Source organism: Peribacillus sp. SIMBA_075 (genome assembly GCF_046534585.1).
The window spans coordinates 23,020-48,158 of record NZ_JAWRYN010000024.1; the positions used below are offsets into that span (position 1 = coordinate 23,020).

20 protein-coding genes are annotated in these 25,139 nt (G+C 38.6%); 14 read left to right on the forward strand and 6 right to left on the reverse strand.

Annotated features, from left to right (window positions below; genetic code table 11):
• Positions 1–48: 48 nt before the first annotated feature.
• Positions 49–795, reverse strand: a complete 747-nt coding sequence (locus SB775_RS17000) for a hypothetical protein (RefSeq protein WP_410862372.1) — start codon at positions 793–795, stop codon at positions 49–51.
• 1,084 nt (positions 796–1,879) lie between these two features.
• On the opposite strand from SB775_RS17000, the gene SB775_RS17005 reads away from it, so the two are divergent.
• Complete coding sequence (locus SB775_RS17005) at positions 1,880–2,467, forward strand: hypothetical protein (protein WP_410862374.1); 588 nt, start codon at positions 1,880–1,882, stop codon at positions 2,465–2,467.
• A 318-nt stretch (positions 2,468–2,785) separates the two neighbouring features.
• On the opposite strand, the gene SB775_RS17010 is transcribed toward SB775_RS17005, so the two are convergent.
• The 3 genes from SB775_RS17010 to SB775_RS17020 all read right to left on the reverse strand — a co-directional run bounded on the left by SB775_RS17010 (position 2,786) and on the right by SB775_RS17020 (position 6,309).
• Positions 2,786–2,902, reverse strand: a complete 117-nt coding sequence (locus SB775_RS17010; protein ID WP_410862424.1) for a DUF554 family protein — start codon at positions 2,900–2,902, stop codon at positions 2,786–2,788.
• A 312-nt stretch (positions 2,903–3,214) separates the two neighbouring features.
• The gene (locus SB775_RS17015; RefSeq protein WP_089363251.1) at positions 3,215–4,648 is read right to left on the reverse strand and encodes an aldehyde dehydrogenase family protein; all 1,434 of its coding nucleotides are present in this window, start codon (positions 4,646–4,648) and stop codon (positions 3,215–3,217) included.
• Positions 4,649–4,674: 26 nt separating this feature from the next.
• Positions 4,675–6,309: an acetolactate synthase large subunit gene (locus SB775_RS17020; protein ID WP_410862375.1), complete on the reverse strand. Its 1,635-nt coding sequence runs from the start codon at positions 6,307–6,309 to the stop codon at positions 4,675–4,677.
• A gap of 167 nt (positions 6,310–6,476) precedes the next feature.
• On the opposite strand from SB775_RS17020, the gene SB775_RS17025 reads away from it, so the two are divergent.
• The 3 genes from SB775_RS17025 to SB775_RS17035 all read left to right on the forward strand — a co-directional run bounded on the left by SB775_RS17025 (position 6,477) and on the right by SB775_RS17035 (position 10,544).
• Positions 6,477–8,072, forward strand: a complete 1,596-nt coding sequence (locus SB775_RS17025) for an FMN-binding glutamate synthase family protein (protein ID WP_410862377.1) — start codon at positions 6,477–6,479, stop codon at positions 8,070–8,072.
• Positions 8,073–8,228: 156 nt separating this feature from the next.
• Entirely contained in the window at positions 8,229–9,170 is a 942-nt protein-coding gene (gene glsA / locus SB775_RS17030; protein WP_089363313.1) for a glutaminase A, read from the forward strand.
• Between the two features lie 945 nt (positions 9,171–10,115).
• A complete protein-coding gene (locus tag SB775_RS17035; RefSeq protein ID WP_089363254.1) occupies positions 10,116–10,544 on the forward strand; it encodes a hypothetical protein in 429 nt (142 codons plus the stop codon).
• Between the two features lie 860 nt (positions 10,545–11,404).
• Here SB775_RS17035 and SB775_RS17040 read toward each other — a convergent pair.
• Positions 11,405–12,049, reverse strand: coding sequence for a GntR family transcriptional regulator (locus SB775_RS17040; protein ID WP_089363255.1), 645 nt, complete (start codon positions 12,047–12,049; stop codon positions 11,405–11,407).
• A 793-nt stretch (positions 12,050–12,842) separates the two neighbouring features.
• Between SB775_RS17040 and SB775_RS17045 the strand changes: the two genes are divergently transcribed.
• The 4 genes from SB775_RS17045 (at position 12,843) to SB775_RS17060 (ending at position 18,174) form a co-directional block, all read left to right on the forward strand.
• A complete protein-coding gene (locus SB775_RS17045) occupies positions 12,843–14,105 on the forward strand; it encodes a cystathionine gamma-synthase family protein (protein WP_061462756.1) in 1,263 nt (420 codons plus the stop codon).
• Positions 14,095–15,135: a homoserine dehydrogenase gene (locus tag SB775_RS17050; protein ID WP_089363256.1), complete on the forward strand. Its 1,041-nt coding sequence runs from the start codon at positions 14,095–14,097 to the stop codon at positions 15,133–15,135. The genes SB775_RS17045 and SB775_RS17050 overlap by 11 nt, the downstream gene beginning before the upstream one ends.
• 54 nt (positions 15,136–15,189) lie before the next feature.
• The gene (locus SB775_RS17055; RefSeq protein ID WP_410862379.1) at positions 15,190–16,644 is read left to right on the forward strand and encodes an aldehyde dehydrogenase family protein; all 1,455 of its coding nucleotides are present in this window, start codon (positions 15,190–15,192) and stop codon (positions 16,642–16,644) included.
• Between the two features lie 93 nt (positions 16,645–16,737).
• Positions 16,738–18,174 carry an amino acid permease gene (locus SB775_RS17060; RefSeq protein WP_089363257.1) on the forward strand — a complete coding sequence of 479 codons (1,437 nt, stop codon included), beginning with the start codon at positions 16,738–16,740 and terminating at the stop codon, positions 18,172–18,174.
• A gap of 894 nt (positions 18,175–19,068) precedes the next feature.
• Here the strand turns inward: SB775_RS17060 and SB775_RS17065 are convergent.
• The gene (locus SB775_RS17065; protein ID WP_061462759.1) at positions 19,069–19,485 is read right to left on the reverse strand and encodes a PaaI family thioesterase; all 417 of its coding nucleotides are present in this window, start codon (positions 19,483–19,485) and stop codon (positions 19,069–19,071) included.
• Positions 19,486–20,001: 516 nt separating this feature from the next.
• Here SB775_RS17065 and SB775_RS17070 point away from each other — a divergent pair.
• From SB775_RS17070 to menC, 6 genes are all read left to right on the forward strand, one after another.
• Positions 20,002–20,856 (forward strand): MurR/RpiR family transcriptional regulator, encoded by an 855-nt coding sequence (locus SB775_RS17070; RefSeq protein ID WP_061462761.1) that lies wholly within the window; start codon positions 20,002–20,004, stop codon positions 20,854–20,856.
• Between the two features lie 128 nt (positions 20,857–20,984).
• Positions 20,985–21,176: a hypothetical protein gene (locus SB775_RS17075; protein WP_410862381.1), complete on the forward strand. Its 192-nt coding sequence runs from the start codon at positions 20,985–20,987 to the stop codon at positions 21,174–21,176.
• Positions 21,131–21,292: a hypothetical protein gene (locus SB775_RS17080; protein WP_410862426.1), complete on the forward strand. Its 162-nt coding sequence runs from the start codon at positions 21,131–21,133 to the stop codon at positions 21,290–21,292. The genes SB775_RS17075 and SB775_RS17080 overlap by 46 nt, the downstream gene beginning before the upstream one ends.
• Positions 21,293–21,306: 14 nt before the next feature.
• Positions 21,307–22,791 (forward strand): amino acid permease, encoded by a 1,485-nt coding sequence (locus SB775_RS17085; protein ID WP_410862383.1) that lies wholly within the window; start codon positions 21,307–21,309, stop codon positions 22,789–22,791.
• Between the two features lie 153 nt (positions 22,792–22,944).
• The gene (locus SB775_RS17090; protein WP_410862385.1) at positions 22,945–23,781 is read left to right on the forward strand and encodes a GNAT family N-acetyltransferase; all 837 of its coding nucleotides are present in this window, start codon (positions 22,945–22,947) and stop codon (positions 23,779–23,781) included.
• A gap of 110 nt (positions 23,782–23,891) precedes the next feature.
• Complete coding sequence (menC, locus tag SB775_RS17095; RefSeq protein ID WP_410862387.1) at positions 23,892–25,007, forward strand: o-succinylbenzoate synthase; 1,116 nt, start codon at positions 23,892–23,894, stop codon at positions 25,005–25,007.
• Positions 25,008–25,139 lie beyond the last annotated feature (132 nt).

Genomic DNA, 25,139 nt, shown 5'->3' on the forward strand with positions numbered 1-25,139 from the left:
CCCAATCCCGCTGCAAGTATTCGTGTTCTCTCGATAAAACTACTTTCCTTATAGGTGAACATCAAATGAAGTCCCATCCACCAATAATTCGTGAGACTCACCATCTGCTATATCGTCGGTAGTGAATGAAAAGGACTTGAGCCCGTCGATTTTTTCTTCGGAATCGATTAATAAGCCAATTGTGCCTTTTCTTGTTTCTCCTGGTTGGTAATCTAATCGACTTACTTTTTTTGTCCCCATAAAAGTATCCCCGGAGTGGATGAAATTTTTAGAAGGCACATTATATGTAAGGTCATCATTGAAAGTAACATGTTCCATGCTGAAGAACTGCAGTTCCTTGGGACCTTTATTTTCCACAGAATAAGTTATTTCAAAATAAGTTACCTCTTTGCCGATATCCGTTTTAGACCAGGCAGACTGCTGATCGATTTCCTCCATGGTTAAATTCTCTTTATAGTATATCGAATAGGCTTCTTCAAAACTCAATCCCGTATAGGATTTGAGCTCCTCCTTTACTTCATCTGTGAGTGAAGAAAATTGAATCATGCGGATATCCTTGATTGTGATGGCCATTGGAGCCAATTCAAATGACTCATTTATAGACTTCGTTTCTAGTAATGTGAGTGTTCCCCAATCTTTTTGGCGGACCTTATCGCCGACTCTTTCAAGATGGGTCCCGCCATATTCCTGTACCTCAGGAATTTTGGACTCCTTGGCTTCTGCATTTTTCCGTTTTTCGGTCTTATTATCGCTGCCGAAATAATTGAAGGCTATAACACTTGAAAAAATAAGCAATAATCCAGCAATTATTGAAATGGTCCATCTTTTACGAATATTTCATCACTCCTTAAACTATCGATGCCATAAACTATAATATACCTTTTTTTCGCAAATGAAGGAAGAGTACCCATCTTGTTGCCGAAAATCGACACAGTTTGAGTTTGCATAAAAAATTAACTGCATTCATGTTGCAATATAATTATTTCTCTTTTTATTAAAGCATTGTTCTTTAATTAGACTACTGGGGCGTTATATCTTTTTATCAAAAGCGAAAACAATGTAAAAAGGAGAGAAAAACCAACAAGGGGCTTTTTGAGATATGTAGGGGACATAACGGGCCATCCTCTTAGCGGAAGCAACAGTCTTCATGAGCAACGGCTTTATTAATCTATGCGTAAACTTGCCGATCAGGAACTATTCTTCTTGTGCCGTCAGCGATTTTAGGCGTTTTTTTTGGAGGAATCCGGATTCCAGGGCATCTGACGACAAGATGGTCTCGCACAACATAATCTGGTGGGAAAAAAGAAAAAAGCCTTGGCAATTCACCTGGGGTACCATGGTCTTTCTGCCTTGATCTCTCCATCACCATCCTTTGGTGTGTTTTCGCGAGATTTCTCAGCTATAGTACAAGCGATTTTATATTAAAGTCATATCATATTACAAGGGAAAATCCTAAGAAACTGAGGACATGCTAGGTAATGGATCAATGGATGATGAAAATGGCTTAGGAACGAACAAATAGAAAGGTCTTTACTACCTGGATTTAATTTTTGCTTTAGTTTCCAATATAAACAGCCAGAACTAAATCTTTTGTTTAGGCTCTTTTCGTAAAGATTGTTGTTTTTAAAACGAAACTATTTAAGGTTGATTAGAGCGAAGTGCGAGACTCCTGCGGGAGCAGCGGGACAGGTGAGACCCCACAGGCGTTCTCACCGCCCGCCCCGCGGCAAGCGAGCATCTGGATGGGAAATCAACCACTCACTACCTGGTAAAAAACAGCCTTTGTTTATTATTGATTCTTCTATGTACTTGTTTTTTCATCTATCTGGAAATCCATCTCACTAGTCACAAATTTTTAAAAAAAGGAGACGCATATGGAATGTGGCCAATTAACAATGGTAAGGAAAGGATACATCAGCCGAATAAAAGAAAACTACTGTCCCAGCAAGAGATAAAAGCCATTGAGTCTTGGGTATCTCAAATGTGGACATACCAATTTTATAAAACCGCAAGACAAATAGTGTCTACTGCTAGTAAAACGCTAAAATTCAAGTATAAAATGATTGGGTATGGTTTAAACCGAGTTGTCTATGATTTAAATAATGGCTATATATTAAAAATTGCATTATCAGAAGTAGGCTTAATAAGCAATGCAAATGAGGCCTATATATATAATAACTGTAATAAGGAAGTCAAAAAGTATCTATGTCCGGTTAAAGAGTATGGGCTGGGCTGGATTATCATGAAGAAGGTGGACACGAAAGTGTCAATCAGGGAATATACGAAACTGATCAAGTTGGAATTGAAATTCCTGAGGTACGGTATCATTCCAATAGATTTGCGTTTAGATAATGTCGGATTTAATGAGAATAATGAAATGGTTGTCATTGATTACGGTCTATTCACCATGGATCTCATAAGTCCTTTTCTGCGAAGGTTAGTTTATCCAAGGGCAAATGATAGATAAATAATGGCTGCAAATGGCAGTATTTTTTGAGAATCCCAATGTGAATAATAAAAATTTCATTTACAAATTTAACCTATTTGAACCATTTCACCGCGAGCATATTAATGGGTATTAAATTAAACAAATTATAATATATTTAGGTAAAGACCTCGCTAGAATATTTAAATTGAAGTTTTCACAAGGAAGTGGTGGTCTTTAGATTTTGGGTAATAATCTTAAAAAGCTACACGAATTTGCTTACTTATCTTCACCAATAACAAAGTTGGGTGCTCCACATGTAGGGTTAGTTCTGCAAGTAAAGGTTCTGACAAGTGTTGTTTAATTACATTTGGATAGTTGTAATTTCACCTGGTAGAGAAACACAGGTATTTCGGAAAAGGGTACGCCAACACCTAAAATACTAGCTAAAACCATGCTAGTAAAACCATCAATTATTGAAAAAAGTCGTTACTCTTTAAAGTCATGTCAAGACAAGGAATTTCCTATAATCAAGCATACAAAACCACCTTAATCAAGTATTCATCTGAAAGGTGGTTTTGTTATGCCATTCTTAACCATTTTCCACTTAATGACCTATGTTTTCTAAATAAGGGAGTTCATTTTAAACTATAGCTAAATTGAATTTTCTTAGGTTCCATACAGTGAAAATGGAGAAAGTTGACTTATCAAGTTGTACCAACAAATGCCCGCTTGAATTCCGGTCGAGCGATTCGTGCCGATACAAACAAGCACTAAAGGGTCTTGCTATCATTCGTCTCTTATTTTAAAGCTAATAAACTTCTGTTCCATCATCTCATTCATCGCATATTTGACGCCTTCTCGACCAACACCGCTGTCCTTCCAGCCGCCATAAGGCATATTATCAATCCGATAAGTTGGGATATCATTGATGACGACTCCACCTGTTTCCAAGCGTTCTGCCGCATAGAAAGCACGTTCTATACTTGGTGTCATCACTCCTGAGTTCAATCCGTAACGTGAATCGTTTGCATCCTTGATGGCATCATCCAGCGTTTCGAATGGGAAAATACAGACGATTGGACCAAATACTTCGAAACGAAATACCTTTGAATCACGATTTACATTGGTTAAGACGGTAGGCACTAGTACATTGCCTTCCACTGTACCGCCGCACTCGATTTTTGCTCCTTCCTGTACTGCCTCGTCTATCCAACTTTGTAACCGTTCCAATTCTTTTTTTGAAATGACCGCTGTAATATTTGTATTTTCCTCCAAGGGGGAACCGATGACAAGCTGTTTTGTTGCACTGACGAATCGATCTAAAAATTGTTGGTACAGTGATTTGTGGACATAAATTCTTTGGATCGAGATACACACCTGCCCATTATTCGTAAATGAACCCATCACACTTCGTTGAATAATTTTATCGATGTCAACTCCTTCATCAATGATGAAAGGCGAATTGGATCCGAGTTCAAGGGTAAGCTTGCGGAAGCCTGCCTGCTGCTGGATAAGGTGTCCGACCTCTACACTGCCTGTGAAAGTCACTTTTTTTACATGTGGATGGGTCGTCAACGCTTCACTTAAAACATCTCCCTTACCCGGAATGATGTTCAAAACTCCCTCCGGCAGCCCTGCTTCTTGAAAGATATCGGCAAGAACCAGTGCACTCAAAGGGGTTTGTTCGGCAGGTTTTAACACGATCGAATTACCAGCCGCAATAGCTGGACCAACTTTATGGGCGACAAGATTAAATGGAAAGTTAAATGGGGTGATCGCCGTTACGACGCCAATAGGGGTATGAATTGTAAAGCCAAAACGGTTTACCCCACCCACTGCTGCATCCATCGGAATTTGTTCCCCATAATTGTTCTTTGCCGCTTCTGCAGCAAAACGATAGGTCTGAACCGTACGATTCATTTCCTCACGAGCATTTCGAATCGTTTTCGCCGCCTCTAGAGAAATGATTTTCGCAAGTTCTTCACTGCGTTCTTCCATGATTGCTGCAGCTTTCATTAAAATTTCGGCTCGAGCATGCGCCGGGAAGGATCGGTATTTCTGAAAAGCGGCATTTGCCTCAACTATTGCTTCAATGGCATCCGCAGGCTCAGCCTGTCCGATTTGTGCAATTTCTTCATTTGAATGGGGATTAAATAACGGCTCATACGATTTAGCTTCCCGCCATTTACCACCGATCCACAATTGCCACTTTTTCTTCATCTGACATTCCTCCAATACTACATGTTTTATAATTTACAAATATAATCACCCAGTGTTTTCGAGAGCTTTACATTTTCCGAATAATCGACATCCACATCAATCAAGACAATTTCCTGACTCGAAATCGCTTCTTCTAATGCATGAAGCAATTCATCGGAATGGGTTACTTTCACTCCTTTAACACCAAAACTTTTTGCGAAGCTTAAAAAGTCTGGGTCGGTAAATTCAATCGCATTCGTACGATCAAATTTATTCAATTGCTTCCACTCAATTAGGCCGTATTTTGAATCGTGGAAAATGACTATCACGAAGGCAAGGCCCAGACGTTTTGCAGTTGCCAATTCAACCCCATTCATTAGAAATCCACCATCCCCTGTAACCGCAATGACAGGTTTATCAGGTTTTGCCAGTTTTGCCGCAATCGCACCGGGAATGGCAATCCCCATCGATGCAAAGCCATTAGAAATGATAGTGTGATTAGGCTTTTCCGGTTGATACATCCGGGCCATCCATAATTTATGTGCACCCACATCAGAAATGACAATGGCATTTCCCTTTTCCGCCTTTTTCAAATCAGCGATAATCCGCTGAGGGATGATAGGGCTTCCTGATACATCATCTGAAGAATGGAATTTTTCAATAATTTGAGACCTTAATCTTTTCACTTCTGGCCAAAGCTCTTTTTTTACTACATCAGTGGTCAATGCTTCAAGTGACTCTGTTACGTTCCCGACCAATTCAGCTTGAACGGGGTAATAAGCATCAACCTCAGCCGGTCGAGCATCAATATGAATAATCTGATTCATTGCCTCATCGTTCCAATACTTTGGCAAATATTCGACGAAATCATAGCCGACGGTGATAATAAGATCGGCCAAATCAAACCCGCATAGAACATAATCCCTTGCTTGCATCCCAACTGTAAAAAGGGTCAACGGATGGTTAGAAGGTAAAACTCCTTTGGCCATGAACGAATTCACAACAGGAATTTGTTTCTCTTCAGCAAATTTACGTAAGGACTCCGTAGCTCCATCGCGGATTACGCCATTACCAGCTAGAATAATAGGCTTTTTAGCGCGATTTATTAATTCTACAGCTTTTTTGATTTCTTCTTCGGCCGGATTGGATCTAGGGATTGGTGTAACCGGAAGTGGTTCACCTTCTGTATCCATCATTGCCACATCTTCCGGGAGCTCGATATGAACAGCACCCGGCTTTTCAATAACTGCAGTCTTAAATGCTTTACGGATAATTTCCGGAATCGTATGAGGCACCTTAATTTGTTGATTCCATTTCGTTACTTCCTTAAAGACTCCAATAATGTCCACATATTGATGCGACTCCTTATGAATTCGATCAAGCCCCGCCTGACCAGTAATCGCAACAACAGGGGAATAATCCAAATAAGCACTTCCTATCCCTGTTAATAAATTGGTTGCACCCGGTCCCAATGTACTCAAACAAACGCCAGGCTTTCCAGTTAGCCGCCCATAGATGTCTGCCATAAATGCTGCAGCTTGTTCATGGTGGACTAAGATAAATTTAATATCAGAGCTTATTAGAGAATCAACAAGATCCGTATTTTCCTCACCAGGTATCCCGAAAATATACTGAACACCTTCATTCTCTAAACATCTTATAAACAAATCAGATGCCTTCATACTATTCCCTCCTCGACCATTGATTTCTTCCCTATATGTTGGCTTTGCCTACATGAAATTATGTAATTGAGTATTAAAAATCTTTTCAATAATATTCGCTCCATTGTATAAAGAGATTCAAGTTAGAGTAAATTAAACAAAATAAAATCATTACTAGGAGGGGTAAAATGGATATCGCAAGTCGTTTAATTATCATTTCATTTATTACTATTGCACTTGTTGTAATAGCACTTGTCATTTTTCTAGTCTATTTATTAATATTAGACCGAAATCAGAAGCATCACGCTATACTACGGAATTATCCAGTACTAGGGAGGGTCCGCTATTTTTTAGAAAAAATCGGACCGGAATTTCGGCAATATTTATTTAACGAGGATACTGAAGGGAAGCCATTTTCAAGAGATGATTATGAACATATTGTAAAAAGCTCAAAATATATGCGGGATGTAATCGGGTTTGGTTCAAAACGTGATTTTGATGAAGAAGGCCTTTTTGTTCGGAATGCTATGTTCCCCAAATTAACCGAAGAAGAAAAATTCGATAGAGAAACAAAGGTGATAACTAAAAGATATATCTTATTGAGAGATCCGCTTCTTATGCAGCGAAAGGAAAAATGGGAGGATGAGGAATCGTCTGCTTACTTATTACATGACCATGATGCCGTAATCATTGGCCCAAATACAAAACATCCATTTAGATTAAAAGGTTTAATTGGGATGTCGGCGATGAGCTATGGTTCATTAGGACATAATGCCATTACAGCTTTATCAGAAGGATTGGCTTTAGCGAAAGGCACATGGATGAATACTGGGGAAGGCGGACTCTCTTCTTATCATTTAAAGGGTGGCGTCGATATCATTATGCAGATTGGCCCAGCCATGTTCGGGGTGCGCGATAAGCATGGCGAAATGGATTGGGACGAGTTAAAGCGGAAAAGTGAAATTCCTCAAATAAAAGCATTTGAGGTTAAGCTCGCCCAAGGTGCCAAAACACGCGGGGGACATATTGATGCTGAAAAAGTTACTCCAGAAATTGCCGAAATTCGCAAAGTGGAACCATTCAAATCGATTGATAGCCCCAATCGTTTTCATCAGTTCAATGATGTACCGACAATGTGTGAATTCATTGAAAGAATCCGCAGCCATACGGGTAAACCTGTTGGATTGAAGATGGTTGTAGGAAGTAATGATAGCGTAGAGGAATTAGCCAAATATATGAAGGAAACCGGCAAAGGTCCGGACTTTATCACTGTGGATGGAGGGGAAGGCGGAACAGGGGCTTCTTATCAAGAATTGATTGATAGTGTCGGTTTGCCGATTAAATCAGCCCTGCCAATTGTTGTCTCCACCCTTCAAAAATATGGGGTACGCGACCGGGTTAAAATTATTGCTTCAGGTAAACTGTTCACCCCTGACAGGATTGCGATTGCTTTGGCGATGGGGGCTGATCTTGTCAATATAGCTCGTGGATTCATGATTGCCATAGGATGTATCCAAACATTGAAATGTCAATCTAATGCCTGTCCAGTTGGGGTAGCCACAACAGACCCAGAATTGCAAAGGGCTCTCGTGATTGACGAAAAGAAATACCGCGTCGTCAACTTTCTCGTGACACTTCGAAAAGGACTATTTCGAATTTCAGCAGCAGCAGGTTTGGATTCGCCCGTTCATTTTCAACCTAAGCATATTAGTTATAAGGATGAAAAAGGCGTCGTGACATCACTGGAAACCATCATTCAGGAAATCAGGCAGCAAATAGGGTGAAATCCTGATTATTCTTTTCTCCTATTAATATTAACTTTACTTTCTGTTTATTATCTACTTGCTGGTTTTGTGAAAAATAACAATGGGATGTTGTAAAATAGTCAGTCCACTATCTGCCAAGAATTCGCCTTTAAAGGAGGGTAAATTGTGAAAAATATGGGATATCAATGCAGGTCCAATGTAGAATTGCAGCAACTTGTTGATGAGGCAAAAAAATTTACCGTTAAGGGAAACGTGGCAAACTATATACCGGCTCTTGAAAAGGCGAATCCTGGAGATTTATCTGTGGCTATTTACTATCCTGACGGAAAAAGATATTGTGCGGGGGATGTAAGTGTCAAAATGACCCTCCAAAGCATTTCAAAAGTATTGACACTTGCTATGGTATTAATGGAAAAAGGAGAGGACTATGTCTTTTCTTTTGTAGGAAAAGAACCTACCGGTGATCCTTTTAATTCCATTGCCAAGTTAGAGACAAATAAGCCATCCAAGCCGTTAAACCCGATGATCAATGCAGGAGCATTGACTGTTACCCACATGGTTTCAGGTGTCAATGTAAATGAGAGGTTTAAGCGTATTTTATATTTTATCCGGGAGTTGACCCAAAATCCTATTATCGATTTTAATGAAGCAGTTGCCAGTTCAGAATACAATACAGCAGACTTAAATCGATCGTTAAGCTATTTTTTAAAGCAGCATAATGTAATAAACGAAGATGTGGAGGACTTAATCGAATTGTATTCGAAGCAGTGTGCCATTGAAATGGACAGTCAGGATTTGGCGAGGATAGGCTGTGTGCTGGCCATGAATGGGAAAGATCAGTTGACGGGAAAGCAAATCATCCCCGAAGACATTGCTCGTATTTGCAAGACATTCATGGTTACCTGCGGCATGTATAATGCCTCAGGTGAATTTGCCATTAATGTTGGCATTCCGGCCAAAAGCGGCGTGTCAGGAGGAATCATGGGGGCTGTCCCTGGAAAATGCGGAATTGGAATTTATGGTGCAGCGCTGGATGAGAAGGGGAACAGCGTTGCCGGGGTAAAACTCTTGGAAATGATGGCGAAAAAGTATTCATTAAGTATGTTTAATACTTAAACAAGGTTTCCTGTTGCACATTTATTACAGATAGTCCTACAGGTCATGTTTGAATTTTCTCATAGAAGCCGTATAGTTATCTTTTTAGAATATGTATGATTTCGAAATGACTTCCCTTATCAAACTCAGTTTTGGGATATTGAATGAAGTTTCAAACTACGCATTTTCATATTGAATCCTTCATGCTTTAGCGAACGTTTAAGGTTATCTGTTACTAAGGTAATCGCCCCCCGGCTTCATTTCATATTTCAAAAATAATAAAATTTGTCCATTGCAGAGATAACAAATCTATTTTTAGCTTGATGGAGATGTTGGGCCCTGCAACAAGTTGTTTTCATATTTAATTTGGTTCATTAATGCTGCGGCAACCTTTTTCTCGCGGGCAAAATGGATAGATTAAGAGTGTTAAAGAAGGAATAGTTAGTGAATAAGTTTTTTGTAGACTAATAAATGAATAAAATAGATGACTTCTTTATTGATACTGGATAGCATTCGATCTAGTATTCGGTAGCTCCCACGTGATGCACGAATAAGCCCACGCATCGCTTTATACTTTCAAAATGTTTCATCAATCTTACACATCGCCATTTTAGGAATATATTCTGAAAAAAAGCCAATTTTCTTTAAGAACAATCTAAGGGTCCCAGAAAATTGTTTATCCTGGGTATATCCAATAGAGGCCATGTCGTCATATCATATGATTTTGTATAATTCCAATTTTTGTATTATTTTTTTGAATATTTAAAAAATATTTGTTGGTTTCTGTAGTTTTATATTAGATTCTGTGGTTCCTGTGATAAATTAAAGCTACTTTTTAAGAGAAAATACTACATTAAATAACAATATCTGTGTTTTTGGGGTTAATGGCATACAAACTTCAAAGAACCGGCAGAAAGAAGCTTAAGAATTCTCACAAATGAAAGAAAGTTAAAAGGAGAAACAAATATGAACGATCTACAAAAGCAAATACTCTTTTTCCTTGAGGAATGCAATAGAGAAAGATGTGTAAGTAAAATTGCTGAAAAATACAATAAAAGTCTTGAAGTGATAAGGGCCGAGTTAGTGATACTTGTGAACAAAAACCTCATAGATATCAAAAAGAGTACGACTGGGAAGATAAGCAAAGCAACGATAAAGCCAGAAGGTAAACAATACTTCAGAGACGCTATTGCAATTGTTACTAAGGAGTCAGTACAAGGGCAAATCAATGAATTGAGACAAAAGCTGTCAACTCTGGAAGCCTCCTTTCTACAAGCACAAGCGAATCCAACTGCGGAGAATAAACGGTCACTACTAAATAATGCGAATACGGTTCAATCAGTGGCTAATGGATTAAACTCATTTTTTAAAGCTGGAATGGATATCTTTAAGTAAATCGTTTGGTTGTTCCGTCATTAGCATCAAAAGAAAGAGTGGCTGATGCCTCCAATTTTTCTTCTGGGAGCTCCTGTACAATCTACATGCACCTGTGGCCAAAACAGGACTCGCTCATTTTGTTTAGGTAAACTGGTTAGAGCAGAGCTGATGAGGTTAACTAATGAGTGTCATACATAAATACTTAAAAACCAAAGTGTACGAATCAGTTGAATAGAACCAAGTGGGTTTTACTGAAAAGGGAGCACATGGATGTGGATGTTTTAAGATTTAAAGAGCGTGAAACAAACGTAATCGGTGTAAATGACACAGTGAAAGATACAGGCGTTCCACGTTACTTGCTATAGAAAAAATTAATATAAAGAAAGCCTACTTCCTTGAATATAAAGTTCGTAGGTTTTTTTTTTACTATGCCTTAAGGAAATCTTCATGTCCTGTAATCACTCCATTTAATATTGAACATAAATTCAAGGGCGATGAAATCCTGAGATTAAGCGAGTATTTGTGAGAAAATCATATTAACCTGAGGTAGTTGAAGAAGAAAAACTGGAAATTCGGTAGGGACATTTGTAAATAAAAAGTGGGGTATGAAAAGATGCTAATGGCAATAAACCGAAAAATTTAATTGTTTTGCTAAAAAGGGGATTGGTTCTATAGTGCAAGTAATAAATTAAAAATTAAACAATCTAAACCCTTTTGCACATTATCAAAAAAGGACAGATTCATTAAAGGGTCAAATCTGCCCAAAAACAAAAGAAATTTATCCATAAATTGATGAGAATTAAATGGAAATCTGTAAGTTGATAGGAAAGATACGACTTTTCCTTCAAGTAAATCATTTTTGTACCAAAACATCTATCCTATATCATATCAATATGTGTTATTTTCCAATGCTCATTCTTAATAAGTTGCTCTAAATTTTCTTTGTCTTCTTTTTTAAAGTAAGTGATCATTTTTTTATGATGTTCATTCATTTGTTCTAATACGGCAAAAAGTTTTTCTTCGTCTTTGCTCAAATAGATTTGTCTAACAAAACTGTTTTGTAAAGAATTAAGAAGGTCTATTAATGTATCGTTTTTACATTTATCAATATATACTTTATGGAATTGATTTTGGAATTGCTGATAATCCGAATAATTTTTTTGTGAAATTGACAGGTCAATTTTTTTAACCAGCTCTTCCATTAGTTCAATATCACTCTCTGTAATATGCGCTAAAGATAATGAGGCTGCTAGGGCGTCCAGCACACCAACAACTTGAAAAACATCAAGCTTATTCTTTGTATCAAGTTCTTTAACGATAAATCCCTTTCGAGGAAAATACTCAAGTAAATTTTCTGAAGCTAATTGTATCAAAGCTTCCCTTACAGGGGTTCTGCTTACTTCTAACTTCTCGCTTAGTGCTACTTCATTTACCTTATGATTAGGAAGCAATGTTCCATTCTGAATTTCTTCAGCAATATGATTATATACATGGTCTTTAAGTGATTGGTATCTCTTTTTGATAGTCCTTCTCCCCTATGCTAAAAATTGATACATTTATTATACAATATACAATATAAAATTGAAAATTCTTAATTTTTGTATAGCATAGGCTTCTAAATTCTTCAATAGCTCTACTGTTTAGTAATTATCGCAGCTCATTATTACCTGCATCCCAATCAGTCCCTAAGTCCACATGAGGCGATGCTGCCATAGAAATTCAGATCTTAAACGAATTGAGAGAACCACGGAGTGTGGGAACAATTGTAGTTTGGGTTTTAAGACTTCTACAAGGATATAGAATATTGAACATCATTAAAACTATACGTGTTAATTGAAAGTATTTTTAAGAGTAAACTAATAAAATATATTGAAAAGGGGAAGAGTCCAGTGTATCATATGTCTTAATACGAATGATATTTCTGATTATTCAGCATATTATACAATATACAATATACAATATAACAAGAAAATATGCTGAGTTAATAGCTCTTCTAACAAAAGCACCTTCATATTAAAATTGGCAAAGAATAAATTTAAGCAGGTGAAAAAAAGGAAGTGGTGACTAGTATAAGAAAAGGAGAGGGTAATTAATACACAATATACAATATACAATATATTAAAACATGTTGTGTTATTAGTTGCTAACAAGAGCACGTTCATAATAAAAATGGCAAAAAATGTAAGAACGTAAAAAAAGAAGCGAAAACTAGTACGGCAAAGGAAGCTATAAAAATACAATATACAATATATTATATAAATCCGAACAACAAAGAGATGTGGTTGACAAAACTATGAAAATTAGAGGTGAAAGAACATGAGTGAGCAAAACTTTAAAGATATACAAGCCGGTACAAAGGCTGTATGGGCAGGAGAAAAAGAATCTCTTGCTTACAATGCAACTCAAGTTCCTGTGGTGCTAAGTGTTGCCTACAATTATGAGGACATAGACGAGTGGCATGAAGTGGCCATTGGAAAAAAGCCTGGGTATATCTACAATCGCATGACAAATCCCACTGTTCAAGCTCTGGAGGAAAAAGTGAGAATCCTCGAGGGAGCTGAGGCAGCAATTGGTTTCTCATCAGGAATGGCCGCTATAAGCAGCACACTATATACATTTTTAAGACCGGGGGACCGGGTTATATCGGTTAAAGACACTTATGGGGGAACCAATAAAATCTTTACCGAATTCTTACCGAATCTCGATGTAGATGTGCAGTTATGCAACACAGGAAATCATGAAGAAATCGAGGCTGAAGTGGCCAAAGGCTGCAAGGTTTTATATTTGGAGTCTCCAACCAATCCGACGATGAAGATCACTGATATTGAGAGAATGGTAAGAGCCGGAAAATCGGTGGGGGCATTGGTTATCATAGACAATACTTTTGCTACTCCCATTAATCAAAATCCCATTCAATTAGGAGTTGACATTGTCATTCATAGTGCGACTAAATTCTTAAGCGGACATGCCGATGCATTAGGAGGTGTTGCATGCGGTACCAAGGAACTGATGAAAAAAGTCTATCATTATCGAGAAATCAATGGAGCGACGATGGATCCTTGGTCAGCCTATCTTATTTTAAGAGGGATGAAAACGTTAAAACTTCGAGTACGCCAGCAAGAAAAGAGTGCAATGGAAATCGCAAAGTATCTGCAAAAGCAAAAGCTTGTAGAAGCGGTTAATTATCCTGGATTAGAAACACATCCCCATCACCATATTGCAAAGAAACAGATGAGGGGTTTCGGCGGAATTTTAAGTTTTGTATTGAAAGGTGAGATGGATGCAATAAAAATTTTATTGCCAAAATTACAATATGCAAATAAAGCCGGGAATCTTGGAGCTGTTGAAACTATATATGGACCCGCAAGAACGACCAGTCATGTGGAATGTACTCTTGAAGAACGTCAAGCTCTTGGTATCCCGGAAGGTTTGGTTCGTATCTCCGCAGGAATTGAGGATACGGAAGATCTTATTTCTGATTTGGAACAAGCTTTTGCCCATTTGGAATCACAACTACCAGTAACGGTAGCTGCAAATAAAGATATTAATAATGGAAGAGGTATGGGATATGACACATAAAATTGCTTTGCTTGGATTTGGTGTAGTCGGCCAAGGATTGGCAGAAATTTTACAAGATAAAGGTGAGTCTTTACGCAGTGAACTTGGCTTTGATGCTAAAATTGTTGCAATTTCCGATGTCATGAAGGGCTCTCTTTATCACCCTGAAGGGTTGGATATCTCTCAAGTATTACAAGTTGTAAAGGAAACGGGAAAGCTGGAGAGTTACCCTGAAACCCCTGGGTTGATAAGGGGATGGGACAGCTTTAAGACAATCCTTGAGAGTAATGCGGATACCATCGTAGAGATCACTTTCACGGATGTAAAGACTGGACAACCTGCCATCGATCATTGTAAGACGGCATTTGAAAGTAAAAAGAACGTAGTAATGAGCAATAAAGGTCCCGTTTCTTTAGCTTACCAAGAACTAGCTGAGTTGGCCAAAAAGAATGATGTGCGATGGGGCTTCGAAGGTACTGTTATGAGTGGAACACCAGCATTGAAAATGCCTCTCGTCTCATTGGCGGGAAATAACATTTTTGAATTGCGGGGGATTTTAAATGGAACGACTAATTATATTTTGACCAAAATGGAAGAAGGATTGAGCTATAAGGATGCATTAATTGAGGCACAAGCTCTTGGCTATGCAGAGGCAGATCCTACTAGCGATGTAGAGGGATATGATTCTCAGTATAAAGCTACTATTCTTGCTAATGTTGTAATGAATATTCCGATGAAACGAGAGGAAGTAGAATGTGTAGGAATTAGTCATCTTACACAGCAAGACATTCAATGGGCAAAGTCTGCAGGGAAAAGGTGGAAGCTTATTGCTGAATGTAAAAAGGATGGTGATAAAGTAATCGCAAAGGTAGGTCCTGAAGCTATACCTCTTACAGATCCTCTAGCTGGGGTTTTGGGAGCACAAAACGCTATTACGTATAACTGTGACTTGGCCGGTCCGATTACGTTGATTGGTGCCGGAGCTGGTCGCAAAGAAACAGGATTCTCTATTCTGATTGATTTAATCAATATGAGCCGTGGGCAATTATGATCTTATATACCACAAGTTATAAGCTGGAAAATTACTTATACGGGGTGATTATCGATGACACTTATTGAAGCGCTTACAAAGAAAAATAAGATGTTTCTTGCTGGAAAATGGGTATCCGGCGAAAAAATAATTGAAGTGCTCGATCCACAGGATAATAGTTTAATTGCAACCGTTCCTGCTGCTAATGAGAAGGATGTACTTCATTCCATTGAAGAGGCAAAAAAAGGAGCGAAAATAGCCGCGGACATGCCAACACATGAAAGAATCGCCATTCTAAATCGTGCTGCCGATTGGATCTATGAGCATAAGGAAAAATATGCAATGACCATCGCCCGTGAGGGAAGTAAGACCATTAAAGAGGCGAGAAAAGAAGTGGTGCGTTGTATCGAAACACTTCGAATTAGCGCAGAAGAAGCAAGGCGAATTAATGGCGAAACGATTTCGTTTGACCAAATGCCGGGAAGTGAAGATCGCATGGGTTATTATTATCGTTTCCCTGTTGGGATTATTGTAGCTATAACGCCTTTCAACGATCCATTAAATCTTGTTGCCCATAAAGTGGGACCTGCTATTGCTTCTGGAAATGCCATCATCGTAAAACCGGCACCCGCTACACCTTTAAGTGCTCTTTTATTGGCAGAAGCCTTTGAAAAAGCAGGTTTACCGCCTAAAGTATTGTCCGTCATTACGGGGTATCCGAGTGATATGGGCGAGAGTCTGATTACTCATTCAGCCATACGAATGATTTCTTTCACAGGAGGTCTCGCCACTGGCCAAGCGATCATGCAAAAGGCAGGTTTGAAAAAGATGAATTTGGAGCTGGGATCGAACTCACCGGTTATCGTTCTGGAAGACGCTGACTTAGAAGAAGCGGTTGAATCGACAGTATCCGGCGCCTTTTGGGCAGCAGGTCAAAATTGCCTGGGAGTGCAAAGATTATATGTTCAAGAAGATATTTATAGGGACTTTGTTGGAAAGTTTGTTAACCGTACTCAACAGTATCGAGTAGGCAATAAACTCTCAGAGGAAACCGACATGGGGCCTATGATTTCAGAGAAAGAAGCAAAGCGAGTTGAGAGTTGGGTTAATGAAGCTGTTGGGAAAGGCGCAAAATTGCTGTGTGGCGGCAAACGTCAAGGTTCTTTTTACTATCCAACTGTTTTAGAGAATGTTCCAGCAGATTGTAAGCTGGCAACTGAAGAAGTTTTCGGACCAGTTGTTACCATTCACAGTGTGCCCGATCTGGATACCGCCATTTTCCAATCTAACAATGTGGATTTCGGCTTGCAAGCAGGCATATTCACTCGTGACTTAAATAGGGCGTTGGGAGCTATACGTGAATTGGATGTAGGCGGGGTTATGGTGAATGACAGCTCTGATTATCGTATAGATGCTATGCCTTTTGGGGGAGTGAAGGGCTCTGGTATAGGCCGTGAAGGAATAAAGTTTGCACTCCAAGAAATGACTGAAACAAAAGTGGTTTGTTTTAAAGTTTCGAGCAAAAGATGATAGAAAAGGTTCATGTGATATTGATAGCTTTATAGGCATCGACCCGAGGTCAATCGTATTGTACTGCATCATATATTTAAAGGAGGAGACTGGATGCTAGACGCCAATAGTACCGATCAAAATCAGTTGAAGCGTTCAATGAAAAGCAGGCACTTGTTCATGATTTCGCTAGGTGGGGTAATTGGAACGGGTCTTTTTCTAAGTACAGGTAATACGATTAATCAGGCTGGACCGGGAGGAACGATTCTCGCTTATTTGGTTGGTGGGCTTATCATGTATCTAGTCATGCTATGCCTTGGCGAATTAACTGTAGCTATGCCGGTAACCGGTTCGTTTCAAACATATGCTACGAGGTTTGTGGGTCCTGCTACCGGATTTACCATTGGTTGGCTCTACTGGCTTACATGGGTAGTTACGGTAGGTTCGGAATTTACTGCATCCGGTCTGCTGATGAAGAGATGGTTCCCTGAAACTTCCGTCTGGATGTGGAGCGCACTCTTCGCGATTATACTTTTTCTGCTGAACGCCTTTTCTGTAAAATTTTTCGCGGAAACTGAATTTTGGTTTGCCGGCATTAAAGTAATTACTATTATTTTCTTTATCATATTAGGTGGAGCAGCGATGTTTGGCTTCATTCCTATGAACGGGAGTGCAGCTGCTCCGATGCTTTCTAATTTTACCGGGGAAGGGGGCCTTTTTCCAAATGGACTCCTTCCGATATTTATAACCATGATTTCCGTGAATTTCGCCTTTTCAGGAACAGAGCTTATCGGCATTACTGCTGGAGAAAGTGAAAACCCGGAAAAAGACATTCCACTAACCATTAGAAATGTAATTTGGCGGACTATGTTTTTCTTTGTTGGTGCCATATTTGTGCTATCTGGATTAATCTCCTGGAAAGAAGCGGGAGTGATTGAAAGTCCGTTCGTTATGGTTTTTGATAGCATAGGGATACCTTATGCAGCTGATATCATGAACTTTGTTATTATTACTGCTTTACTGTCAGTAGCAAATTCCGGTCTCTATGCATCTACCCGTATGTTATGGTCCCTTTCAAACGAGAAGATGATAAATCCTTTCTTAGGAAGGGTAACGTCAAAAGGAGTTCCGTTTAATGCTTTGATTGTAAGTATGGCAGTAGCCTGCTTGTCATTATTCTCTAGTGTAGTTGCACCGGATACAGTTTATATGGTGCTTGTGGCTATATCTGGATTTGCGGTTGTTGCAGTATGGATGGGAATTGCATTATCACAGTATGTGTTCCGTAAACATTATCTTAAAGCGGGTGGCGATATTAAAGATTTAAAATTTCGTACACCACTTTACCCTTATGTGCCCATAGCCGCTTTTGTTTTATGTTTCGCTTCTATTGTAGGTCTTGCTTTCGATCCGAGCCAACGGATTGCCCTGTATTGTGGAATACCATTCATTGCTTTATGCTATCTTGTCTACTATATAAAAAATCGGGGAAATAAGAATCAAATAGATTCTTATGGTGAATCAGATCAATATGTTGAGAATATTAAGTAGAGAGGGGCTGGCATTAGAAACCTACTACCGATACTAATAGGTCAATTTCGTAAAATGAGAAAGAATAGAAAGAATTGCAAAATCCCCGGTTTGTTAAGCTATTAACCAAATAAGAATTTCAATTGACTCTACTCTGGTCAGACCTCTCTCTCTCGCAGGAAGGTCGGGCCTTTTTTGTCCATATTCATCGCTTAGACTCTACTCAAAATCTGTTTAACTTAGTTAACAGACAAGCCATTTGTCCGATTTTGGGCTATATTGAAGAACTCAATGAATACTGATGATTTTAGCGTTAGTAAGGCTCTTTGGAACTGTCGGGGAGTTTGGTGAAAACTGAGAGTGAGGTCTTTAAGGGACTGGTAACTTGCAGCGGATTTTTACGAAAGATGCTTTTCTAAGACAAGCAATTTCTTTTAATTCGTCCACGTATTCTTGCCAAATGTGACGAGACACTACTTTTTGATGATCTTTACTTTCCGTACTTTTGTATGTCTTTCACCATGTAATAAATGAAAGAGAAACATATGTCGGCCTCCATTTTACGAACCAAATGGTTCTCAGGCACCAATTGATCTAACGTAATCATTTCAAGTTGATTGGAACGGGTGTGGACTCTTTCGGGAAAAGCGAGTGCCCTACTTTCCACACTGATTTCAATCTCCGAATTTTTTTAAAAAGCAATTATAAACACTATATTTTGTTTTTATAAATGATTTTGTTTACATCGTATCTTACTGTTTTATGACCCTCTATTATTCCTTTCCGCAAAGGCTATAAGCATAACATCTAAATACCTATCAGAAATTTGTAAGCCGATTTTAATGCTAGTTTAGATTAGTAAAAGGGAAGCATGTTACAAAGGGCTTTTTGTGCAACATGCTTTTATTAGCCAGTTTAAAGAATCATAACTGATGACACAACGCTTGCCACTTTTTTATCATCTTGAAATAAATCAGCGAGTAGATAAGCTGTTTTTTTTCCGATTCGATCTACTTTTGCTTCAACCTGTACGTCTCCTAATCTTACTGGCCGATGAAAGGTCGTATGTAAATCAATAGATGCGAATGATTGTCCGATACTTAATTTAGAAGAAATAGCATAAGCCATTATAATATCTGCCGCAGAAGTGACAAATCCACCCATTGCTACACCGTTTCCGTTTATAAATTTTTCATCCACTTTCCATACACCCCTTGCAATTCCTTCCTGGGCATAATTTGCTTTAATCTGTAACGTTAAATCACAATTCGGAGGCTGTTTTCCCTCTGTTAAAACTTGTAAAAGTGCGTTTCCTTCAAATGATTTCTCCATAAAACTGCCCCCTTAAATAAGTTAATACTACAATACAGAATATTCTAACATATCCAATGGTGTTAAATGACATTGAAGTTGTTAAATTTACAAATAAAGTAATTTGGAGAATAATACGAATCACTTTTGATTGAAACATATTAATCGCTGATTAAAACTCTAAAAGAATTTTACAGTATAGGAAGGCAAATTACGGCTTTTACCTTAGTTTTATTAAATTTGCTTTTTACACTTAGCCGATTAGAAGACACATATCCCATCAAAGTAAATATTCAATGATCTCCTAATCTCTATTGACTATGAGAAGGAATTTCTTCTTATAGTCATTTTTTGTAGACCAAAATTTAAATACTATCTGAATGAAAAATTTGCTGCTTAGATCTGATAGTTATAATTATCTAAAAAATCAAAAAATACTTCTTTTTCTAATTTTATTATGATAATGTGTACATAAAGTATTTGATTCAACATTTTTTTAAAAAGAAGTATTTAATTCACCAAGGTAGGAGATATGCTATGGAACAGCCATCTTTTAAATTATTAGTGAAAGAAAAATTTCACCATTTATCGGGAGGTCAAAAAAAAGTTGCCGCTTACCTAATTGAAAATTTGGATGAAGCCGCCTTTAAAACTGCTTTTCAAATTGGGCAAAAAGCGGAGGTTAGTGAAACAACGGTCATTCGGTTTTCCTATTCATTAGGATTTGAAGGGTTTAGTAAAATGCAGGCAAGAATTCAAAAACAGCTACTGCACCAAAATCAAATAGATATACCCAATAGGGATACCAATCTCCGCATTGATGACAATCAAGATCCATTTACCAAAGTGATAGAAAATGAAGTTCATATTTTAAGACATCTATTAGATCATACGAACGTTCAGGATATATGGAAAGCAGTCGATGTCCTGATACAGGCTGACCAAATATTAATTGCAGGACATCGGATTTCCCATGCCGCCGCCTATTGGTTCTCCTATACGCTAAGTTCATTAAGGGAAAATGTAAGTTTATGTTCGCCAACAGGTGACTTCTATGAAAAGTTCTGTAACCTCACTAACAAGTCAGTATTAATTGTTTTTTCCTTTCCAAGATATGCGAATGAAATAGTAAAAGTTGCGGAGTGCGCAAAAGAACAAGGGGTTTGTTTAATTGTCGTTACAGACCGCCTCCTGTCACCTGTTGGTCGTATCTCTGATATTGCACTGACAACTGAAGAAAATGCAGAAACCGGAACCAATTCAATCGCTTCCGTCATTAGCTTATTGGACTTGGTTATTGCAGGCATACATGAAAAAGACGCAAAACGGATTCATACCCATCAGCAAAAATTAGAAAGGCTATATTCAAGTTATGAAGTGTTTAATGAATGAGTTTTTAATAAAGTTAAAATTCATTTAAAGGAGGTAAATCAATATGAACCCAATTCAATATATTGATCAGCATCAAGAATTATTGAATCCCAGGCCTCTCAAAAAGGGTTGTGGCATAGAGGACTGATATGGATGCGCTTGTTCAGGAAGTAAATGGAGTTGCAACGGCCAATCAGTCATGTGGACACGATCCACATAGCACAATCGTTTTATATTTATATTTAGCGTTGGCCATTGCCTCAGCGGAATCCGCCCTAAACTTACTCTCCGATTTATATTTCAGCCTGCGGAAGAAAAAGGAGAAGGCGCTCTTCAAATGATCAATGATGGCGCATTTGAGAATGTTACATATTTACAAGCCCTTATTGGAACGAAAATTTTAATTAACACAGTAATACTGGTGGCGGAAGAAGAGAAGTTCACAATAAAAATTTAATGAAGAGGTGTTTCATGAAAAATACCGCACTCGGATCACAAACGGATGTCCAAGCAGCTTCTGATGGAAAACAACTGGAGCGCAAACTCAAACCAAGGCATCTTTCCATGATTGCAATCGGCGGAACCATTGGAACAGGGCTATTTTTAGCAAGCGGTTCCATCATTCATACTGCGGGTCCTGGAGGAGCTGTAGCCGCCTATATTATTGCCGGGATCATGGTTTTCTTTCTGATGACAAGCTTAGCGGAAATGGCCGCCTTTATTCCTATTACAGGCTCTTTTAGCACATATACATCAAGGTTTGTCGATCCAGCTTTGGGATTTGCGATCGGATGGAACTATTGGTATAACAATGCAATCGTAGTCGCTCTGGAATTAGCAGCTTCCTCCCTGATCATGAAATTTTGGCTCCCTTCTGTCCCGGGCATCATTTGGAGCGCATTATTTCTTGCAATCATATTTGGACTGAATATCTTATCGGTAAAAGGATATGGAGAATCAGAATTCTGGTTTGCCATTATAAAGGTTTTAACGATAATCATTTTTATAGCAGTAGGATTATTAATGATTTTTGGAATAATGGGCGGTCATGCAGTAGGTTTTGAAAATTTCACCAAAGATGAAGCTCCGTTTAAAGGTGGCTTTTTATCCATTATAAGTGTCTTTATGGTGGTTGGATTTGCTTTTCAAGGCACCGAGTTAGTAGGAATTGCAGCCGGGGAGAGTGAAAACCCGAGAAAAAATATTCCAAAGGCTATTAAGCAAATCTTCTGGAGACTGCTCTTGTTTTATGTATTGGCGATCATTGTGATTGGATTTCTAATCAGCTATAACGATCCGCGTTTGTTAAGCTCAGATATTGAAGATATTGCGGTAAGTCCCTTCACTCTAGTTTTTCAAAACGCAGGGCTTGCTATCGCTGCCTCCGTTATGAATGTGGTAATTCTTACTTCTGTTCTTTCAGCAGGCAATTCCGCCATGTACGGAGCTTCTCGCGTCCTTTGGGTGCTGGCGAAAGAAGGAAAAGCCCCTTCGTTTCTAAGAAAAGTGAATGCAGGCGGGATTCCAGTGAACGCTGTGTATTTTTCTACAATCGTTGGGATGGCAGCTTTTCTAACCTCTCTTTTCGGTGAAGGCACTATTTATACTTGGTTATTAAATGCTGCAGGACTATCCGGCTTTATATCCTGGTTAGGAATTTCGATTACACATTATCGATTCCGGAAGGCGTTTATTGCACAAGGAAGAGATTTGAAAGATTTGCCTTATGTATCAAAATGGTATCCATTCGGTCCAATATTAGCCACAATTTTATGTGTTACGGCTATCCTGGGACAAAATTATTCTGCTTTTTTCGGCTCTGAGATTGACTGGTATGGAATATTAATTTCTTATATAGGGCTTCCTTTATTTCTCCTGGCTTTTCTAGGCTATAAAATCGTAAAGAGAACAAAAATGATTCCATTGCAAGGAGCTGATTTCAGTAATCGGGAATGATTTCTTTGTCAAAAAGATAGGGAAGTACTACATTTTATTTTAAATAAGGGGTAAAGTGCCTAGCCCGACAAGCGATCAGCCGTTTAACTAACTTGACCAGCTTTTGGTTGTTTGGGCAATCAAGGCGCTTGGGATTTTCTTAGGAGGTTGACCATGACGAAAACACAGGAAATTATAATTCGTTCCCTTCATCGAATTGAAGAACTTGAGGAAGTGAGAAAGCTAGAATGTAACATTTGGGGGGGGACTGATTCAATTCCCTCACACCAAACCATAACAGCAGTGAAAAACGGTGGTTTGGTTTTAGGAGCTTATTGTAAGGATCAGCTGATTGGATTTCAATACAGCTTTCCAGGTTTCAATGGTAAATCAGCCTATCTTTGTTCACATATTCTAGGCATAGATGAGCAATTTCGCAACAAAGGAATAGGGGAGAAGCTAAAACTAGCACAACGTGAAGAAGCGATAAAGCTCGGCTATTCCCTTATTACCTGGACATACGATCCGTTAGAAAGTATTAATGGGTATTTAAATATAGGCAAGCTTGGTGGGGTCTGTTCTACATATATCGCAAACTGCTATGGTGAAATGGAAGATCTATTAAACAGTGGAGTTCCTTCTGACCGCTTTCTTGTCGAATGGCATATTGGCAAGAAGGAGACAACGGATTCTAGAGGAAGGGGAATCGCGCTGGACTTAGTATTAGTAATGGAGAACTCGCTTATTCAATGGGATACCATTGAAAAGGGATTGCCTGTTCCTTCTTTCACTCTTGGGCTGCCTGAACCAGAATGTGATACAGCTTTTGTGGCCATTCCAAAGGATTTTCGAACAATAAGAGCCACAAATATCCAAGCGGCCAATGAATGGCGAATGAAATCCAGGGACGTTTTTAGCGATTTATTTCAGCAAGGATGGCAGGTAACAGATTTTATAAAGAAATCAACGACAGAAATTCCAGTTCAGTTTTATGTACTAACAAAGAAATAAGCAGGTAGATTTAATAAGAGCCCGTAATTTCAGGCTGCTGTCAGCCTATTTAATAAAAAATTGGTAAGACTGTGTCTTTTACAGGTTTATCACAAAAGGAGAGTTTCCAAGTGAAAATTAAACAAGTTATTTTAAGGCATCTTAAGCTAGACTTGCTTGAACCTTTTACAACTAGCTTTGGGACGGAATACAATAGGGATTTTATCCTTGTAGAAGCAAAAAGCGATGATGGCATTTCCGGTTGGGCTGAATCGGTTGCGATGCTCGACCCCCTGTATAATGAAGAGACCTTAAAAACAAACTGGCATATACTCGAAGATTATCTAATTCCAATTATTCTAAAAAGTGAAATCCAGCATCCTGATGAAATCTCTGAAAAATATTTCGCCCATATTCGCGGCAATTATATGGCAAAAGCCGCTTTAGAGGGTGCTGTTTGGGATTTGTATGCGAAAAAGAAAAATGCTTCTCTCTCGAGTGTGTTAGGTGGAACAAAAAAGAAAATTGAAGTGGGGGTAAGCATCGGAATTAAGGACTCGATTGATTCGACCCTGGATATGATTGAAGCTTGTCTCGGTCTAGGCTATAAACGGTTTAAACTTAAAATAAAACCGGGCTGGGATGTTGAATTAATAGACAAGGTCCGGAAAGTATATCCTGAAATCCCTCTAATGGCAGATGCAAATTCAGCTTATACCTTACAAGATATAAACCGGTTATCCGCCTTGGATGATTTTAATTTAATGATGATTGAACAGCCGCTTGCCTATAACGATATCATTGACCATGCCGATTTACAGTCAAGGTTAAAAACACCTATTTGCTTGGATGAGAGCATTCACTCATTAGAAGATGCTAGAAAAGCTATTAAATTAGGCAGCTGTAAAATTATTAATATTAAGATTGGCCGCGTCGGAGGCTTAACTGAATCTAAGAAAATCCATGATTTATGTCTTAAACATGAAATTCCACTATGGTGTGGGGGGATGCTGGAATCAGGCATTGGAAGAGCGCATAATATTGCAATCACTTCCCTGCCAAACTTTACCCTTCCTGGAGATACAGCCGCTTCCTCCCTCTACTGGGCAGAAGATATTATTGACCCTGAAGTTACCGTAGAAAACGGAACGATCACGATTCCAGAATTGCCCGGAATTGGCTATGAACCAAGTTTGGGAAAAATCAATAAGTATACGATAAACAGTCAAACATTTAATTTAAGTTAGAATAGGTCGGTAGACAACATCTATCTCCTTATTGTAAAGGCCTGTTCCCAAGAGGGGAGCAGGCCCTTAATTTTTTGAACTCTTATTTCATCCACTGGGTTTTCCGAAAGCGTCAAACTTTATCAATAGCCC

Excerpts from the sequence above, each read along its gene's own strand:
- SB775_RS17055 (WP_410862379.1), top strand. The coding sequence starts at position 15,190 with ATGACACTTATTGAAGCGCTTACAAAGAAAAATAAGATGTTTCTTGCT.
- SB775_RS17005 (WP_410862374.1), top strand. The coding sequence starts at position 1,880 with ATGTGGCCAATTAACAATGGTAAGGAAAGGATACATCAGCCGAATAAA.
- SB775_RS17045 (WP_061462756.1), top strand. The coding sequence starts at position 12,843 with ATGAGTGAGCAAAACTTTAAAGATATACAAGCCGGTACAAAGGCTGTA.
- SB775_RS17015 (WP_089363251.1), bottom strand. The coding sequence starts at position 4,648 with ATGAAGAAAAAGTGGCAATTGTGGATCGGTGGTAAATGGCGGGAAGCT.
- SB775_RS17090 (WP_410862385.1), top strand. The coding sequence starts at position 22,945 with ATGACGAAAACACAGGAAATTATAATTCGTTCCCTTCATCGAATTGAA.
- glsA (WP_089363313.1), top strand. The coding sequence starts at position 8,229 with ATGGGATATCAATGCAGGTCCAATGTAGAATTGCAGCAACTTGTTGAT.
- SB775_RS17070 (WP_061462761.1), top strand. The coding sequence starts at position 20,002 with ATGGAACAGCCATCTTTTAAATTATTAGTGAAAGAAAAATTTCACCAT.
- SB775_RS17065 (WP_061462759.1), bottom strand. The coding sequence starts at position 19,485 with ATGGAGAAATCATTTGAAGGAAACGCACTTTTACAAGTTTTAACAGAG.
- SB775_RS17025 (WP_410862377.1), top strand. The coding sequence starts at position 6,477 with ATGGATATCGCAAGTCGTTTAATTATCATTTCATTTATTACTATTGCA.
- SB775_RS17085 (WP_410862383.1), top strand. The coding sequence starts at position 21,307 with ATGAAAAATACCGCACTCGGATCACAAACGGATGTCCAAGCAGCTTCT.
- SB775_RS17075 (WP_410862381.1), top strand. The coding sequence starts at position 20,985 with ATGGATGCGCTTGTTCAGGAAGTAAATGGAGTTGCAACGGCCAATCAG.
- SB775_RS17020 (WP_410862375.1), bottom strand. The coding sequence starts at position 6,309 with ATGAAGGCATCTGATTTGTTTATAAGATGTTTAGAGAATGAAGGTGTT.
- SB775_RS17050 (WP_089363256.1), top strand. The coding sequence starts at position 14,095 with ATGACACATAAAATTGCTTTGCTTGGATTTGGTGTAGTCGGCCAAGGA.
- SB775_RS17060 (WP_089363257.1), top strand. The coding sequence starts at position 16,738 with ATGCTAGACGCCAATAGTACCGATCAAAATCAGTTGAAGCGTTCAATG.
- SB775_RS17035 (WP_089363254.1), top strand. The coding sequence starts at position 10,116 with ATGAACGATCTACAAAAGCAAATACTCTTTTTCCTTGAGGAATGCAAT.